At 69.3% G+C, this 14,571-nt stretch carries 13 protein-coding genes; 9 read left to right on the top strand and 4 right to left on the bottom strand.

Annotated elements, in window-relative coordinates; translation table 11 throughout:
* Positions 1-14: 14 nt before the first annotated feature.
* Positions 15-1,160 (bottom strand): ThiF family adenylyltransferase, encoded by a 1,146-nt coding sequence (locus tag ACFYPA_RS10225; RefSeq protein WP_359076903.1) that lies wholly within the window; start codon positions 1,158-1,160, stop codon positions 15-17.
* 187 nt (positions 1,161-1,347) lie between these two features.
* Here ACFYPA_RS10225 and ACFYPA_RS10220 point away from each other — a divergent pair, with 187 nt between their 5' ends.
* The 4 genes from ACFYPA_RS10220 to ACFYPA_RS10205 all read left to right on the top strand — a co-directional run bounded on the left by ACFYPA_RS10220 (position 1,348) and on the right by ACFYPA_RS10205 (position 5,140).
* Positions 1,348-1,971, top strand: a complete 624-nt coding sequence (locus ACFYPA_RS10220) for a M48 family metallopeptidase (protein WP_359076906.1) — start codon at positions 1,348-1,350, stop codon at positions 1,969-1,971.
* A gap of 106 nt (positions 1,972-2,077) precedes the next feature.
* On the top strand, positions 2,078-3,673 hold the full coding sequence (locus ACFYPA_RS10215) for a TerD family protein (RefSeq protein WP_359076911.1): 1,596 nt from the start codon (positions 2,078-2,080) through the stop codon (positions 3,671-3,673).
* An 11-nt stretch (positions 3,674-3,684) separates the two neighbouring features.
* Positions 3,685-4,365 carry an AIM24 family protein gene (locus ACFYPA_RS10210; protein WP_148020615.1) on the top strand — a complete coding sequence of 227 codons (681 nt, stop codon included), beginning with the start codon at positions 3,685-3,687 and terminating at the stop codon, positions 4,363-4,365.
* Positions 4,366-4,384: 19 nt separating this feature from the next.
* Positions 4,385-5,140, top strand: a complete 756-nt coding sequence (locus ACFYPA_RS10205; protein ID WP_359076913.1) for an AIM24 family protein — start codon at positions 4,385-4,387, stop codon at positions 5,138-5,140.
* Between the two features lie 104 nt (positions 5,141-5,244).
* Here ACFYPA_RS10205 and ACFYPA_RS10200 read toward each other — a convergent pair whose 3' ends face one another.
* Together ACFYPA_RS10200 and ACFYPA_RS10195 are read right to left on the bottom strand one after the other, a co-directional pair.
* Positions 5,245-5,793, bottom strand: coding sequence for an NUDIX hydrolase (locus tag ACFYPA_RS10200; protein WP_359077774.1), 549 nt, complete (start codon positions 5,791-5,793; stop codon positions 5,245-5,247).
* Positions 5,794-5,798: 5 nt separating this feature from the next.
* Positions 5,799-7,277 (bottom strand): zinc-dependent metalloprotease, encoded by a 1,479-nt coding sequence (locus ACFYPA_RS10195; RefSeq protein WP_359076915.1) that lies wholly within the window; start codon positions 7,275-7,277, stop codon positions 5,799-5,801.
* A gap of 190 nt (positions 7,278-7,467) precedes the next feature.
* On the opposite strand from ACFYPA_RS10195, the gene ACFYPA_RS10190 reads away from it, so the two are divergent.
* From ACFYPA_RS10190 to ACFYPA_RS10175, 4 genes are all read left to right on the top strand, one after another.
* A complete protein-coding gene (locus ACFYPA_RS10190) occupies positions 7,468-8,670 on the top strand; it encodes an SDR family oxidoreductase (RefSeq protein ID WP_359076917.1) in 1,203 nt (400 codons plus the stop codon).
* Between the two features lie 126 nt (positions 8,671-8,796).
* Positions 8,797-9,258, top strand: coding sequence for a molybdenum cofactor biosynthesis protein MoaE (locus tag ACFYPA_RS10185; protein WP_359314403.1), 462 nt, complete (start codon positions 8,797-8,799; stop codon positions 9,256-9,258).
* A gap of 128 nt (positions 9,259-9,386) precedes the next feature.
* Positions 9,387-9,575 carry a hypothetical protein gene (locus tag ACFYPA_RS10180; protein ID WP_148020620.1) on the top strand — a complete coding sequence of 63 codons (189 nt, stop codon included), beginning with the start codon at positions 9,387-9,389 and terminating at the stop codon, positions 9,573-9,575.
* A 145-nt stretch (positions 9,576-9,720) separates the two neighbouring features.
* Entirely contained in the window at positions 9,721-10,809 is a 1,089-nt protein-coding gene (locus ACFYPA_RS10175; RefSeq protein WP_359314401.1) for a PDZ domain-containing protein, read from the top strand.
* 30 nt (positions 10,810-10,839) lie between these two features.
* Here the strand turns inward: ACFYPA_RS10175 and ACFYPA_RS10170 are convergent, their stop codons facing one another.
* Positions 10,840-11,409: a PPA1309 family protein gene (locus ACFYPA_RS10170; protein WP_359076923.1), complete on the bottom strand. Its 570-nt coding sequence runs from the start codon at positions 11,407-11,409 to the stop codon at positions 10,840-10,842.
* A gap of 128 nt (positions 11,410-11,537) precedes the next feature.
* Here ACFYPA_RS10170 and ACFYPA_RS10165 point away from each other — a divergent pair, with 128 nt between their 5' ends.
* Complete coding sequence (locus ACFYPA_RS10165; protein WP_389131078.1) at positions 11,538-14,519, top strand: UPF0182 family protein; 2,982 nt, start codon at positions 11,538-11,540, stop codon at positions 14,517-14,519.
* Positions 14,520-14,571: the final 52 nt, after the last annotated feature.

Below are 14,571 nucleotides of genomic sequence, written 5' to 3'. Positions count from 1 at the left end.
GCTGCGTGCGGCGGTTACCCGGCCATTGTGTCGTGCGCCGTGCCGGCCCCGGAGATGCGCACCCCCTCAGTGTGCCCACCGGCTCCGCAGGAACAGTCGACGTGGGCTCCGATCTGCTCCGACCGCCAGTCCAACAGCGGCAGTGCCGCCTCCCAGCGGGCTCCGGTGCTCGCCGGCAGCTCGCCGTCCAGGAAGGCCAGCGCATGGGACGCCGCCAGCCCCGCCACCGCTGTGGCGAGTCCCAGATCACACGCCTGCACGGCTGTGCGTCGTCCGGACTGCCACTGAGCCAGCATGCGCGGCCACTGCGGGTCACGGTCGCGCCTGTTCAGATCGAGGCAGCCCGCACAGGCCGTGCCCCCCGGCAGCACCAGCGGTCCGACGAACCCGGTGGCCTCGATGACCCCCGCATAGAGATGTGGTGTGCCCGAGGAGATCCACGGCTCGGCGGAGCGCGGATCGGGAACGTAGACGGACAGCCCGTCGCGAGGGGCGACGACGATCAGTGACAAGCCGGGCTCACCGCTCGCACATCCGGCCCCGGCCTGTACGGCCCGGGGGGCAGGACCGGGGGAGGACCGCCGGACCAGCTGCCGCGCCGCCGAGTCCCGGCGCTCCCCGACCGCCGAGGCCGGCAGGCCCCCGGGCGCTACGTCGCACGGTTCGGCGCATCCGCCGTCCAGGACCTCGACCCGGCCCACCCCGGATCCGGAGAGCACCGCCGCGACCGCCGCACCGACCCGACCGGCTCCCCGCACCTGGACACGCATGGAGCGGCGGGCCGCCAGCCGGCGCATCCCGCCCCCCGGTTCGGGATGCACGACGGAGAGTGACGCCAGGTCGGGCCGGTGACGCTCCAGCGCATCCGCCCGGTTCCGTAAAGCATCGGCTTCCGGACCGCCCGCCCGCACGTCGTCGATGAGTCCCGCGTCCATCAACCGCGCCACCAGGGTGTCCACGTGATGGTCATTCAGGTCCAGTTCCCTGGCTTCCTCGCGCAGCAGGGGCATCCCGCGCGTTCCGTCGAGGAGTTCCAGGAAACAACCCGTCGCGATATCCATCGGACCGACCTTCACCGCATGTGCGGGCGTCACACCGAATTGCACGGTGCCGCTGCCGCGCCATGCGCGGCGCAGTGCGGGCTTCAACATCGGATGCACGGCTTCCCCCGGTCTGTGTGGCTGAGTGAGATCCATTGCCAGAATGGGGCGCGCCGCGGAACCGTGCGAAAAGTTATCCACAGGTGGGGGGTATTAGTCGTTCAAATGGTGCAAGCCGTGGGGCGGATCATGTGTGAACCGTCCCGGGGGCGGGACTTCCCCCACTGACAGCGGGTAACGTCGTGGCGTGCCCGCCGACCCGTCACCCGGCTTCGCCGGGGAGACTTCCGCGCGCGGCGCCGGAACCCACCGGCGCAGTGCGGCCGATCACCCGCCCCGTGCCTCGGCGACGAGCGCGGTCGAGGTCCGCAGGAGCACCCGCCGCAGCAGAACGGTCTCCGCGTACCGGGAGGGCGACCGCACGATCGTGCTGATTCCCGCCCGGATGTCCGAGGCGGAGGAGCAGCGGTGGGTGAGCGTGATGCTCGACAAGCTCGCCGCGCAGGAGAACAAACGGATCCTCGGCGACAGCGAGCTCGCGGAGCGTGCGGAGCGTCTGTCCGCCCAGTACTTCGAGGGCCGGGCCCGGCCCGTATCGGTCCGGTGGGTCACCAATCAGAACACCCGTTGGGGGTCGTGCACCCCCGCCGAGGGCAGTATCCGGCTCTCCCACCGGCTGCAGGGCATGCCGGAGTACGTCGTCGACTACGTGCTCGTCCACGAGCTGGCCCATCTCCTGGTGCCCGGACACGGACCACGGTTCTGGCGGCTCCTGGACGCCTACCCCCGTACCGAACGGGCGCGGGGCTACCTCGAAGGGGTGGTCGCGGCCGACCGGCTGCCGCACCTGCCCGCCGCGCGCGGCGAGTGACGTTCGCGATTTTGTACCGGGTCTGTACCGGCTTGGCCCAATGCCGGAGTTTGCGGTTAGCCTGACGCGACGCATTCACCTTCCGGATGGGGGACGGTCGTTACGCATGGCCAGGGAATTCCAACGCGGCCACAAGGCCAAGATCAGCGATCTCACGCCGGGGACGGACCTGTACGTAGGTGTGCAGATCGCCGGCCCGGGACTGACCTTTGACATCAGCTGCTTCGGCCTCGACGCCAATGAGCAGCTGTCCGACGACCGTTATTTCATCTTCTTCAACCAGCCGAAATCGCCCGAGGAGTCCATTCAGCTCCTCGGCGCGCAGGCCGGCGACACGGAGTCGTTCCGCGTCACGCTGGACCGCATTCCGGCGAACATCCACAAGCTGTCCTTCACCGCGACGCTGGACGGTGCCGGACAGATGTCGCAGGTCGGTCCCGGGTACATCCGGATCGTCGCGGGCGGCGAGGAAGTCGTCAGGTACGCCTTCACGGGCTCGGAGTTCACCACCGAGCGTGCGGTGATGCTGGGTGACTTCTACCTCAAGGACGTCTGGCGGTTCGCCGCCGTCGGTCAGGGCTTCGACGGCGGGCTCGACGCGCTGCTGAAGAACTTCGGCGGCGAGGTCGCCGAGGAGGCCCCGGCCGCTCCCCAGCCGCAGTCCGCGGCCCCGTCGTTCGCCCCGCCCGCACAGGCTTCGGCCCCCGCGCCGTCCTTCGGTGCCCCGGCGGCACCGCAGCCTGCGCCGACCTTCGGCGCCCCGGCGGCTCAGGCGCCCACGCCGCAACAGCAGATGCACGCGGCGCCGACGATAGCGGCGCCGCTGGCCCCGCAGAGCGGCAGCGTTCCGCCACCGCCGCCCCCGCCCGCTCCGTACGGGCAGCCCCCTCAGCAGCCGCAGTTCGGACAGGTCCCGGCACAGGCGCCCGCCCCCTTCGGGCAGCCGGCTCCCGCACCGTACGGGCAGCAGCCTCCAGCTCAGTTCGGGCAGCAGCCGCCCGGCATGCCCCAGGGCGTACCCCAGGGTGTGCCGCAGGCCGGGGCAGGCTTGGTGGCCGCGCTCCAGCCCTACAAGGAGACCGCCACCGGCCAGCGCTGGACGCCGCAGAACCAGCAGCTCATGCGCGTCGACCTCACCATGGGCGGAGGCGGGGTGCTCGCCCGCCAGGGCAGCATGGTGATGTACCAGGGCAAGGTCGACTTCAGCTACAAGGGCGCGGGTTTCGCGGGTCGGATGGTCGGCAACGCCACCGGTCAGGAAATGCAGTTGATGCGCTGTACCGGCCGGGGGCAGGTCTTCCTCGCCGAGGACGGTTCCCATCTCCACGCCATCGAGCTCCAGGGCGACGGCATCTGCGTCTCGGCGGAGAGCGTCCTCGCCTTCGACGAGTCGCTCCAGTACGAGGTGCGCAGGATCGAGGGGCACGGCATTCCCGGCGGTGCCCTGTTCACCATGCAGTTCCAGGGCACCGGCACCGTCGTCGTCAAGACCCACGGTGTTCCCGTCGTCCTGCCGGTCACCCCGACCACCTTCGCCGACTGCAACGCCGTCGTGGCCTGGTCGGCCGCGTCCCAGGTGATCATCTCCAGCCAGGTCCGGCTGCGCCGCAACGCCTACCCCGGACACAGCGGAGAGACCGTGAACCTGCAGTTCCGGGGAGCTCCCGGCAACTTCATCGTCGTCCAGCCCTACGAGGTCTGAGGGAGCCCGTCATGAATCAGCAACTCGCGGGCTACGCCCCGACCCCCGTCACGGCCCGGATGGAGAACCACGGCCATTCGATGCTGAAGGTCGCCATGGCGACCGGCCAGGACCTGTACGCGCGCACCGGCTCGATGGTGGCGTACGAGGGCTTCATCCAGTACGAGCCCAACCCGCCGGCCGTCCGTCAGATCGCCTCTCAGTGGATCACCGGCGAGGGCGCGCCCCTGATGAAGTGCGCCGGCGACGGGCTGCTCTACCTCGCCGACTACGGTGCCGACGTGGTCGTCATCAATCTGAACAACGACTCCCTCTCGGTCAACGGAACCAACGTCCTCGCCTTCGACGGCCACCTCACCTGGGGCGTCGAAAGGGTCAAGGGCCTTGCCAAGTTCGCCGGCCAGGGCCTGTGGAACGTCTGCATCTCCGGCACCGGCTGGGTCGCGATCACGTCGCGCGGCACACCGATCGTCGTCGACTGCGGACGGGGCGAGGACGAGACGTACGTCGATCCGGACGCCCTCGTGGCGTGGTCCCCGAACCTCAAGGTGAAGGGCAAGCGCAGCTTCAAGGCGTCCTCGCTCATCGGGCGCGGCAGCGGTGAGGCGTTCCAGATGGCCTTCTCCGGCCAGGGGATCGTCGTCGTCCAGCCGAGCGAGGACAGTACCGACCGCCTGCGGGTCCGGAACTGACGGGGAGGGAGAACACACCATGCAGAGTCCGCTTTTCAGTTACACGGAACAGCAGTCCCAGGAGCGGTACACGGTTCAGAACCCGCAGCTCCTGCGGGTCTCGCTGACCGGCCACGACGACGTTCTCGCCCGCAAGGGGGCCATGGTCGCGTACCAGGGCCTGATGGAGTTCGACGGCGAGTACCAGTCGCACGGCCAGCGCCGCGCCCGCGCCACCACCGGTGAGGGCCTCGACCTGATGCGCTGCTCCGGACAGGGCACGGTCTACCTCGCCAACCTCGCGCAGTACGTCCACGTGGTGGACGTCGACCGCGACGGTCTGACGGTGGACAGCGCCTACGTCCTGGCGCTCGACTCGTCCCTCCACACCGAGGTCATCGCGGTGGACAGCCAGTACGGCATCTCGGGCACCGGCAAGTACCAGCTCAACATCTCCGGCACCGGCAAGGTCGCCCTGATGACCTCGGGCCAGCCGCTGATGATGCAGGTCACGCCCGACAAGTACGTCAACGCCGACGCCGACGCGATCGTCGCCTGGTCCAGCTCGCTGCGGGTGCAGATGCAGGCCCAGACGCACTCCTCGGGTGTGTTCCGCCGGCGTGGCAACACGGGCGAGGGCTGGGAGCTCAGCTTCCTCGGCCAGGGCTTCGCCCTGGTGCAGCCGAGCGAGGTGCTGCCGCCGCAGGGTGCCCAGATCGGCCAGGGGATGGCGGCCCAGTTCGGCATGGGCCAGCAGGGGTCCCACGCCCAGAACCAGAACAACGCGTGGAACTGAGGCACGCACCCGTCCCCGTGTACGGGGCGTGAGACGGGCGCGGTGACGTGTGTAAGGGGCGGCCTCCGAAGAGGCCGCCCCTTACACGTAACGTCCGGTCCCGGTTACCGGCCGGTGCCCAGGGCGGCTCGCGTGCGTTCCATCAGGCGGACCACCGAGGAGTCGGCGACCCCGGCGACCTCGTCGTAGGCGAACCAGCGCAGATCGAGCGACTCCTCACTGATCCGCTCCGCAGCGCCCGACGGCGCCAGCGCCGCGTACTGGACGTCCAGGTGCCAGTGGCACGGTGCGGGGATCGGATGGCGGTCCAGGACCACCGGACCGCCCCCCAGCAAGGTCAGGCCGACGATGCCGGACTCCTCCGTCGCCTCACGCAGCGCGGCGGCGGCCAGGGTGGCGTCCCCGGGCTCGCAGTGGCCGCCCATCTGCAGCCACATCCGCAGCTTCCGGTGCAGCGTGAGCAGCACCCTGCCGCGCTCCGGGTCGACGACCAGGGCGCTGGCTGTCAGATGCCCCGCCCCGCAGGCCTTCCACATGCCGTCGGGACGGAGTGCCAGATGGTCCAGGTACGCCTGACGCAGCTCCTCCTGGGCGGAATCCGCCCCGGTCCCGTAGTTCTTCAGTACACGGACGGCGTCTTCGTGCAGGCTCAGTGGGCTCACTTGTCGGTGTCGTCCTTGCCGTCGCCGCCCTCGGCCCCGTCCTCCTTGGCCGCGTCGCCCTCGGTCCCGCTGCCGTCTTCGGCACCCTCTGCGCCGGGGGCAGGCTTCTGCGGGCCGTTCGCCGCCTCGCCGAGCATCTTGTCCAGCTCGGAGAAGTCCAGCTGTTCGTGGTGGACGAAACCGTCCGGGTCGTCGAGGTCATGGGCGGTGGGCAGCATGTCGGGGTGCTCCCACAGCGCGTCGCGCCCGTCGAGACCCCGTGCGTCCGTGAGCGAGGCCCACAGCCGCGAGGCGTCACGCAGTCGCCGCGGCCGCAGCTGGAGACCGATGAGTGTGGCGAAGGTCTGCTCGGCGGGACCGCCGGAGGCGCGCCGCCTGCGCATCGTCTCGCGCAGCGCGTCGGCGGAGGTCAGCCGGGACTTCGCGGCCTCGTGGACCACGGCGTCCACCCAGCCCTCGACGAGCGCGAGGGCCGTCTCCAGGCGGGCCAGGGCGGCCTTCTGCTCCGGGGTGTCCTCCGGCTGGAACATGCCCTGCTGGAGAGCGTCCTGCAGCTGTTCCGGGTTGGACGGGTCGAACTGTCCGACCACGTCCTCCAGCTTGCTCGTGTCGACCTTGATGCCGCGCGCATAGCCCTCGACCGCGCCGAACAGATGCGAGCGCAGCCACGGCACATGGGCGAAGAGCCGCTGGTGAGCGGATTCGCGCAGGGCCAGATACAGCCGCACCTCGTCCTGCGGCACGCTCAGGTCCTTGCCGAACCGCTCGACGTTCAGCGGAAGCAGCGCGGCCTTGCCGGCCGGCCCGAGCGGCAGCCCGATGTCGGTCGAACCGACCACCTCACCCGCGAGCACGCCGACGGCCTGGCCGATCTGCTGGCCGAACATCGCGCCGCCCATCGACCGCATCATGCCGATCAGCGGGCCCGCCATCGCCTGCATCTCCTCGGGCAGCACGTCCCCCATGGCGAGACCGACACGCTCGGCCACCGGGTCGACCAGCTTCTGCCAGGCGGGGAGCGATGCCTCGACCCACTCGGCGCGGCTCCACGCCACGGTCGAGACGGAACCGGAGGGCAGCGACGTCACGCCGTCCAGCCAGTGGTCCGCCAGGCGCAGCGCCTCGTCGACCGCGGCACGCTCGGACGGGCCGACGCTCGCGTCCTTGGTGCCGTCCGGGGTGCCCTGCGAGACCGTCTGGCGGGCGATCTGCTTGGCCATGTCCCAGTTCACGGGACCGCCCTCGTAGCTCAGCATCTGGCCGAGCTGCTGGAATGCGGCGCCCAGGTCGTTCGGGTTCATGGAGCCGAACATGGCGGCGAAGGGGTTGTCACCGCCCGCGCCGGGGCCGAAGCCGAACGGGTTCGCCGGACCGCCCGAACCCTGCCCACCTCCGGTGGGGTCGTTCTTCTTGCCCTTGTCGCCGTCGTCCGGCTCCTCCGGCGGAAGGCCGAATCCGAATGGGGTGTCACTCACGGGTTTCCTCGGCTCGTAGGGCCGCCGGTTCGAACCGACGGCGACTGCCCGACATCACCATCCAGCGTAGACACCAAGTCCGCTCGGGGCCTCAGTGCTCCGCCTGCTCCCGGCCTGCGGCAGGATGGACGCCACCTGGTACGTACGCGTCATTCGGGTACGTACTGAAGACAACCGCTGGAGACGCCCGGTGAGTTCCCCAGATCCTCAGGTTCGCGCAGCGCGAAACCTGGCCGACCCTTCGCCCGAGAACAAGTCCGAGAACAAGTCCGAGAACAAGTCCCGGAACACGTCCGAGGACCAGCCCGAGAACCGGCCCGTCCGCAGCCGCTCAAGAAGCCGCGGCCCGGTCGTGGCCGTCACCGGGGCCGCGACGGGTGTCGGTGAGCTGCTCACCGCACGCCTGGCGGCCTCCGAGGAGATCAAGCAGGTCATCGCCATCGACGAGCGCCGCGGAGAGGTCTCCGAGGCGACGTGGCACATCCTTGACGTGCGCGATCCCGCCATCGCGGAGAAGCTGCGCGGCGCCGACGTGGTGGTGCACCTGGCGCTCGATCTCGACCTGGAGACCGACCCCGCCGCACGTACCGCCTACAACGTGCGCGGTACCCAGACCGTGCTGACCGCGGCCGCGGCCGTCGGCGTCCACCGCGTCGTGCTGTGCACCTCGGCGATGGTCTACGGCGCCCTGCCCGACAACGACGTCCCGCTCGCCGAGGACGCGGAGCTGCGCGCCACGGCCGAGGCGACCGGTGTCGGCGACCTGCTGGAGATCGAACGGCTCGGCCGTCGCGCGCCCCGCGCCCACCCCGGACTCCAGGTCACCGTGGTCCGTCCCACCGTGCTCGTGGGCGGTACGGACACGGCGCTGACCCGCTACTTCGAGTCACCGCGCCTCCTGGTCGTCGCCGGGTCGCGTCCCACCTGGCAGTTCTGCCACGTCGACGACCTGGTCACGGCGTTGGAGTACGCCGCGCTGGAGAAGATCGACGGGGAGTTCGCGGTGGGCTGCGACGGCTGGCTCGAACAGGCGGAGATCGAGGAGCTCAGCGGCGTCCGCCGGATGGAACTTCCCTCGGCCGTCGCGCTCGGTGCCGCCGCCCGGCTGCACCGGATCGGCCTGACCCCCTCCCCGGCGGGCGACCTGGCGTACACGATGCATCCCTGGGTGGTGAGCGTGAGCCGGCTGCACGACGCGGGATGGCGTCCGAGCTGGACGAACGAGGAGGTGCTCGCCGCGCTCCTCGAAGAGGTCGAGGGACGCCACACCGTCGCCGGGCGCCGGCTCGGCCGCAAGGACGCGACGGCGGCCGGAGCCGCAGGTGCGACCGTGGCACTGCTCGGCACCGCGGCCCTGGTACGCCGCGCCCGTAAGGCCCGCCGCCGCTTCTAGGGCCCGCACGGCGCCGCGGGCACGGGCTCCTGGGCCGGCGACTGTAGGAGACTCCAAGGCGGCCGGCGGCCCGCCGGGTGAAAGCCGCATTCCGCGATGTCGGAGCGGTACGGCACGATGGCTGTCATGGCAACCACGCATGACCACCCGGGCGAGCAGGCGGCACAGGACCCCATCCGGCTGCTGGAGATCCGCGACACGCCGCTGTCCCTGGACGAGGTCTTCCGCGCCGTCGGTGACGAGGCGGCGGGCGGCACCGCCCTTTTCGTCGGCACCGTGCGCAATCACGACGGCGGTCAGGACGTCGGGGCGCTGGGCTATTCATGTCACCCTTCGGCGCAGGACGAGATGCGCCGGGTGGCGGAGGAGGTAGTCGCCGGGTTCCCGGTCCGGGCACTGGCCGCCGTCCACCGTGTGGGTGAACTGGAGGTGGGTGATCTCGCCGTGGTGGTCGCGATCTCCTGCCCGCACCGCGCGGAGGCCTTCGAGGCCTGCCGCAAGCTCATCGACGACCTCAAGCACGAGGTTCCGATCTGGAAGCACCAGCGCTTTTCCGACGGTACGGAGGAGTGGGTCGGCGCCTGCTGAGCGCAAACCGTACGGGTGGGCATGCACCCCGATTTGCGTAACCACACCCCTGCCATGAGCGTTGGTTCCGCAGATGGTTAATCTGCTGATCACTCAGTTGCGGTCGCTCACGGGGCAGGGAGGTCGTCATGGCAGCACTCGCCTGGTTGTTGATTCCGCTTTTCGCTGCGCTCGGTGCTGCGATATGGGGGAGCTGGGCTGCCCGTAATCGCACCACCGGCGATGTCACCGAACTCGCCGGTTACGCCCGGTTCCGTGAGGCGATGGAGCGCTCGCACTCCGCTTCCGAACCGGTCGAGCAGATATCGAACGTCTGACGCCGCACCGGTCGTACGCAGTCGCCAACCCGCTGCCCGTCAGCTTCCGGCCCACCGCCCGGCGCCCTCGCCACGCCGCGGCCACGGCCCGCCTGCGGACCGGCCCCGACGGTGCACTGACAGGCCCTTCCCGTACTGTCGTTCCATGCCACGCCGCACCGCGACGATGCTCGCCTCCACGCTGATCCTGATCGCGCTGCTCTGCGCCGGCGTGCTGATCAAAGTGCCGTACTCGGAGATGTCCCCCGGGCCGACGGTGAACACACTCGGCAAGGTCGACGGCGATCCCGTCCTGCAGATCACCGGGCACAAGACGTACGAGACATCCGGCAATCTCAACATGACGACGGTCAGGGTCACCGGCGCCGACTACAACATGAACCTCGTCGAGGCCGTCTACGGATGGCTGGGCCACGACAGCGTGGTCGTCCCGCACGACACGCTCTACCCGGACGGCAAGACCGAGGAGCAGTCGACGCAGGAGAACGCCGAGGAGTTCAGCCAGTCCCAGGAGAGCGCCAAGGTCGCGGCCCTCACCGAGCTGGGCATCCCGGTGTCCTCGCGGGTCGTCGTCTCCACGGTCCTCAAGGACAGCCCCTCACAGGGCAAGCTGCACGCCGGTGACGTGATCAAGGCAGTCGACGGCACGGCGGTCAAACAGCCCGAGGACGTGGCGAAGATCGTCACCCGGCACAAGCCCGGACAGGACGTCACCTTCACGGTCATTCCGGCCAAGACCGCGGCGGCGGCCGAGAAGGCCGGCAAGGAGCCCCGGGGCACCGAGAAGATCACCATCACCACGGAGAAGGCCCCCAAGGAGAACCGGGCGATCGTCGGCATCCAGGCGGGGACGGACCACACCTTCCCGTTCGAGATCGACATCAAGCTCGCCGACGTGGGCGGTCCGAGCGCCGGCCTGATGTTCTCCCTCGGCATCGTCGACAAGCTGACCCCGGGGCAGCTGACGGGCGGCAAGTTCATCGCCGGCACCGGGACGATCGACGACAAGGGCAAGGTCGGACCCATCGGCGGGATCAACATGAAGCTCGTCGGCGCGCGCGACGCCGGCGCACGCTACTTCCTGACCCCCGACGACAACTGCGAAGCGGCCGCCTCCGACACCCCGGACGGTCTCACGCTGGTCAGGGTCAAGACCATCGACGACGCCAAGAAGTCGCTGGAGAAGATCCGCACCGGGGACGCGGCCGGCCTGCCGAGCTGCTCGACAGGCTGACCGCCTCCCCGCCGGCGCGGGACGGACGGCTCAGGACTCGAAGGTCGCGGCCAGCGCCTCGGCCAGCCCCGGCACCAGGCCGGCGCCGGTCAGCACGTCGTTCGGCGAGTCCTTCTCCCGCAGGCGTACGGCCGACTCGCGGGCGCCGTCCCGCAGGACCGCCACGGTCATCCGTACCTCCTGCCGGTCGGGGTGCTTGGCGACCCACTTGGTCAGCTGGGCATCGTTGAGGCCTTCAGGCACGGTGGTCTCGGCGGACGGCGGCAGCATCAGCCGCTCGACCGTCATCGCGCACCCGACCACGGCGTCGGGCCAGGCGATCGTGGCGAGGAACTCGTCCAGTGCGGTACCTGCGGGAAGCTCCTCCTGCTCGATAGGGGTGAGTGCGGCGGCCTTCGAGCCGTCGTCGTCGAGGCCGAGCTGAGCGGCGAGTCCGGGCTCCTGGACCCGCAGCCGCGCGGTGTCGACCAGGGCGAAGAGCCGGGCCGGCTGGTCCCAGCCGAGACCGGAGATGTACTCGTCGATTTCGAGCACCGCGACGGTGAGCGGGCTCGCGGCCATCGGGGGGCCTGAGGGGGAAACATTGGGCATGGACAACATCCTGCCTCCTTCCGCCCCGGGAACGGGAACTAGGTAAAGCCTCAGTAAGTTGCATAGGTGGGCTCTACGATCGCTGGGCCCGCTTCACACGACCCGCGAACTTCGAGGTGCGCACGTTGGCTTTCCAGATGCCGGACCGCGGCGGAGGCCCGACCGGGCCACGGATCAGAGTCGGCCGCCCGTCCCGGCGCGCCCGAACCCTGCTCATGACACTCGGCGTCCTGGCGGTCCTCGCCATGGCGTTCGTCATGTTCGCCGGGTTCTGGACGGACTGGCTCTGGTACAGGTCGGTCGAGTACTCATCCGTCTTCACCACCACCCTGTGGACCAAGATCGGGCTGTTCCTCGTCTTCGGACTGCTGATGGCCATCGCCATCGGTGTGAACGTCTGGCTCGCGCACCGGCTCCGGCCGCCGCTGAGCGCGATGTCGCTGGAGCAGCAGAGCCTGGACCGCTACCGGATGAGTCTCGCCCCGTACAAGAAGTGGGTGCTGCTCGCGATCACCGCGCTCGTCGGTCTGATCGCCGGAGCGTCCGCCTCCGGCCAGTGGCGTACCTGGCTGATGTATGTGAACGGGGTGTCGTTCGGTCAGAAGGACCCCCAGTTCCACCTGGACGTCTCCTTCTACGCCTTCGACCTGCCGTGGTACCGCTTCCTGCTGGGCTTCGGCTTCGCGGCGACGGTGCTCTCGCTGATCGCGGCCGCGCTGACCCACTACCTGTACGGCGGGCTGCGCATCACCAGCCCCGGTGCGCGGGCGACGGGGGCGGCCACCGGCCATCTCTCGGTGCTGCTCGGCATCTTCGTCGCGCTGAAGGCCGTCGCCTACTGGCTCGACCGCTACGGGCTGGCCGTGAAGTCGAGCGACTTCAAGGCCACGGACAACTGGACGGGCCTGCGGTACGTCGACGCCAACGCCTACCTGCCGGCGAAGACCATCCTGTTCTGCATCGCCGCGATCTGCGCCGTGCTGTTCTTCGCGACGCTCTGGCGCCGCACCTGGCAGCTCCCGATGATCGGGTTCGGGCTGATGGTCCTGTCCGCGATCCTGATCGGCGGGCTCTACCCGGCGATCGTGCAGAAGTTCCAGGTCCAGCCGAACGAGCAGGCCAAGGAAGCCCCGTTCATCCAGAAGAACATCAAGGCCACGCGGGACGCCTACGACATCGATGACGCGCAGGTCACCGACTACGCGGGCAAGTCCACCACGGACGACGAGACGAAGCTCCGCGCGAGCGCGGACGCGGCTGCCAGCTACCGGGTGATGGACCCCAACGTCGTCTCTCCGGCCTTCCAGCAGCTCCAGCAGAAGAGGAACTACTACCAGTTCCCCAAGACGCTGGACGTCGACCGCTACAAGGACGAGGCCGGCAAGGAGCAGGACACGGTCATCGGTCTGCGCGAGCTCAACCTCCAGGGCATCCCCAAGCGCAACTGGATCAACGACCACTTCACCTACACCCACGGCTACGGCGCGATCGCGGCCCGGGGCACCACCACCGGTAAGAACCCGAAGGGATCTCCCGACTTCACCGAGTCCGGTCTGCCGACCACCGGAGAGCTGGGCACGTACCAGCAGGAGATCTACTACGGCGAGAAGACCGAGCAGTACTCCATCGTCGGCGGGCCCCAGAAGGAGCTCGACTACGAGGAGGACGGCGAGAAGACCACCAGCTACAAGGGCAAGAGCGGGGTCAGTCTCTCCAACGCCTTCAACCGCGCCGCCTACGCGGTGGCGTTCAGCGAGCCGCAGATCCTGTACTCGGGAGCCATCGGCGACGGTTCGCGGATTCTCTACAACCGGACGCCGAAGGAGCGTGTCGAGGCGGTCGCCCCGTGGCTGACCATCGACGGCGACGCCTACCCGGCCGTGGTCGGCGGGAAGATCCAGTGGGTGGTCGACGCGTACACCACGACCAACGGCTACCCCTACGCCTCGCGCACGACGCTCGGTGACACCACGGCCGACTCGCTGACCACCAACCAGCGCGCGGTCGTGGCCCAGCAGAACCAGGTCAACTACATCCGCAACTCGGTGAAGGCCACCGTCGACGCCTACGACGGCAAGGTCACGCTGTACGAGTGGGACACCGAGGACCCGGTCCTCAAGACCTGGCGCAAGGCGTTCCCGGGGACCGTGAAGGCCAAGACGGACATTCCGCAGGACCTCATGGACCACCTGCGTTACCCGCAGGACCTGTTCAAGGTGCAGCGCGAACTGCTCACCCGCTATCACGTCACGAGCCCCGCGCAGTTCTACAGCGGCAGTGACGCGTGGCAGGTGCCGGACGATCCGACGAACAAGGAGTCCGGTGCCGTTCCGCCGTACTACCTGAGCATAAAGATGCCGGATCAGACGGCTCAGAAGTTCTCGTTGACGACGACGTTCACCCCCAAGGGGCGGCCCGACCTCGGGGCGTTCATGGCGGTCGACGCCGATGCCGCCAGCAAGGACTACGGCACGATAAGACTGCTGAGAGTCACCACCACGGTGAAGGGCCCGGGCCAGGTACAGAGTGAGCTCAACGGCAACGACGATGTCGCCGAGTTCGTGAGGAACCTCAAGGGCACCGACTCCGACATCGAGTACGGCAACCTGCTGACGGTGCCGCTCGAAGGGGGCTTCCTCTACATCGAGCCGGTGTACACGCGCGGTGGCACGCAGAACTATCCGCTGCTGCGCAAGGTGGCCGCCTCCTACGGATCGAAGATCGTCTTCGAGAACAGCCTCGGTGAGGCGCTCAACGCGGTCTTCGGAGCGGACGGCTCCGATACGACCGAGCCACCGCCCGACACCACTGAGCCGCCGGGCGACACCACAGAGCCCCCGGCCACCGGTGACGCCGCGCTGAAGAAGGCGATCGCCGATGCGCAGAAGGCCTACACGGCAGGTGAGACGGCCCTGAAGGAACAGGACTGGACCGCCTACGGTCAGGCCCAGAAGGATCTGCAGGACGCGCTGGAGCGGGCAGCTGCCGCCCAGCCCAAGTCCGGCAGTCCGAGCGCGGCGGACGACCCGAAGAAGCCGGCGGCCGACGACTCGAAGAAGCCGGCGGCGGACGAGTCGAAGAAGCCGGCGGCGTCTGCGAGTGGTGACAGCGGCGGCTGAGTAACCCGGTAAAGCTCCACCTTCACGTCGTGGTACGGTTTGAACACAACGA

This window comes from Streptomyces sp. NPDC005775, from assembly GCF_042871565.1.
GTDB lineage: Bacteria > Actinomycetota > Actinomycetes > Streptomycetales > Streptomycetaceae > Streptomyces.
The sequence above is the reverse complement of the archived record's forward strand: the minus strand, read 5'-3'. Positions and strand labels throughout refer to the sequence as shown.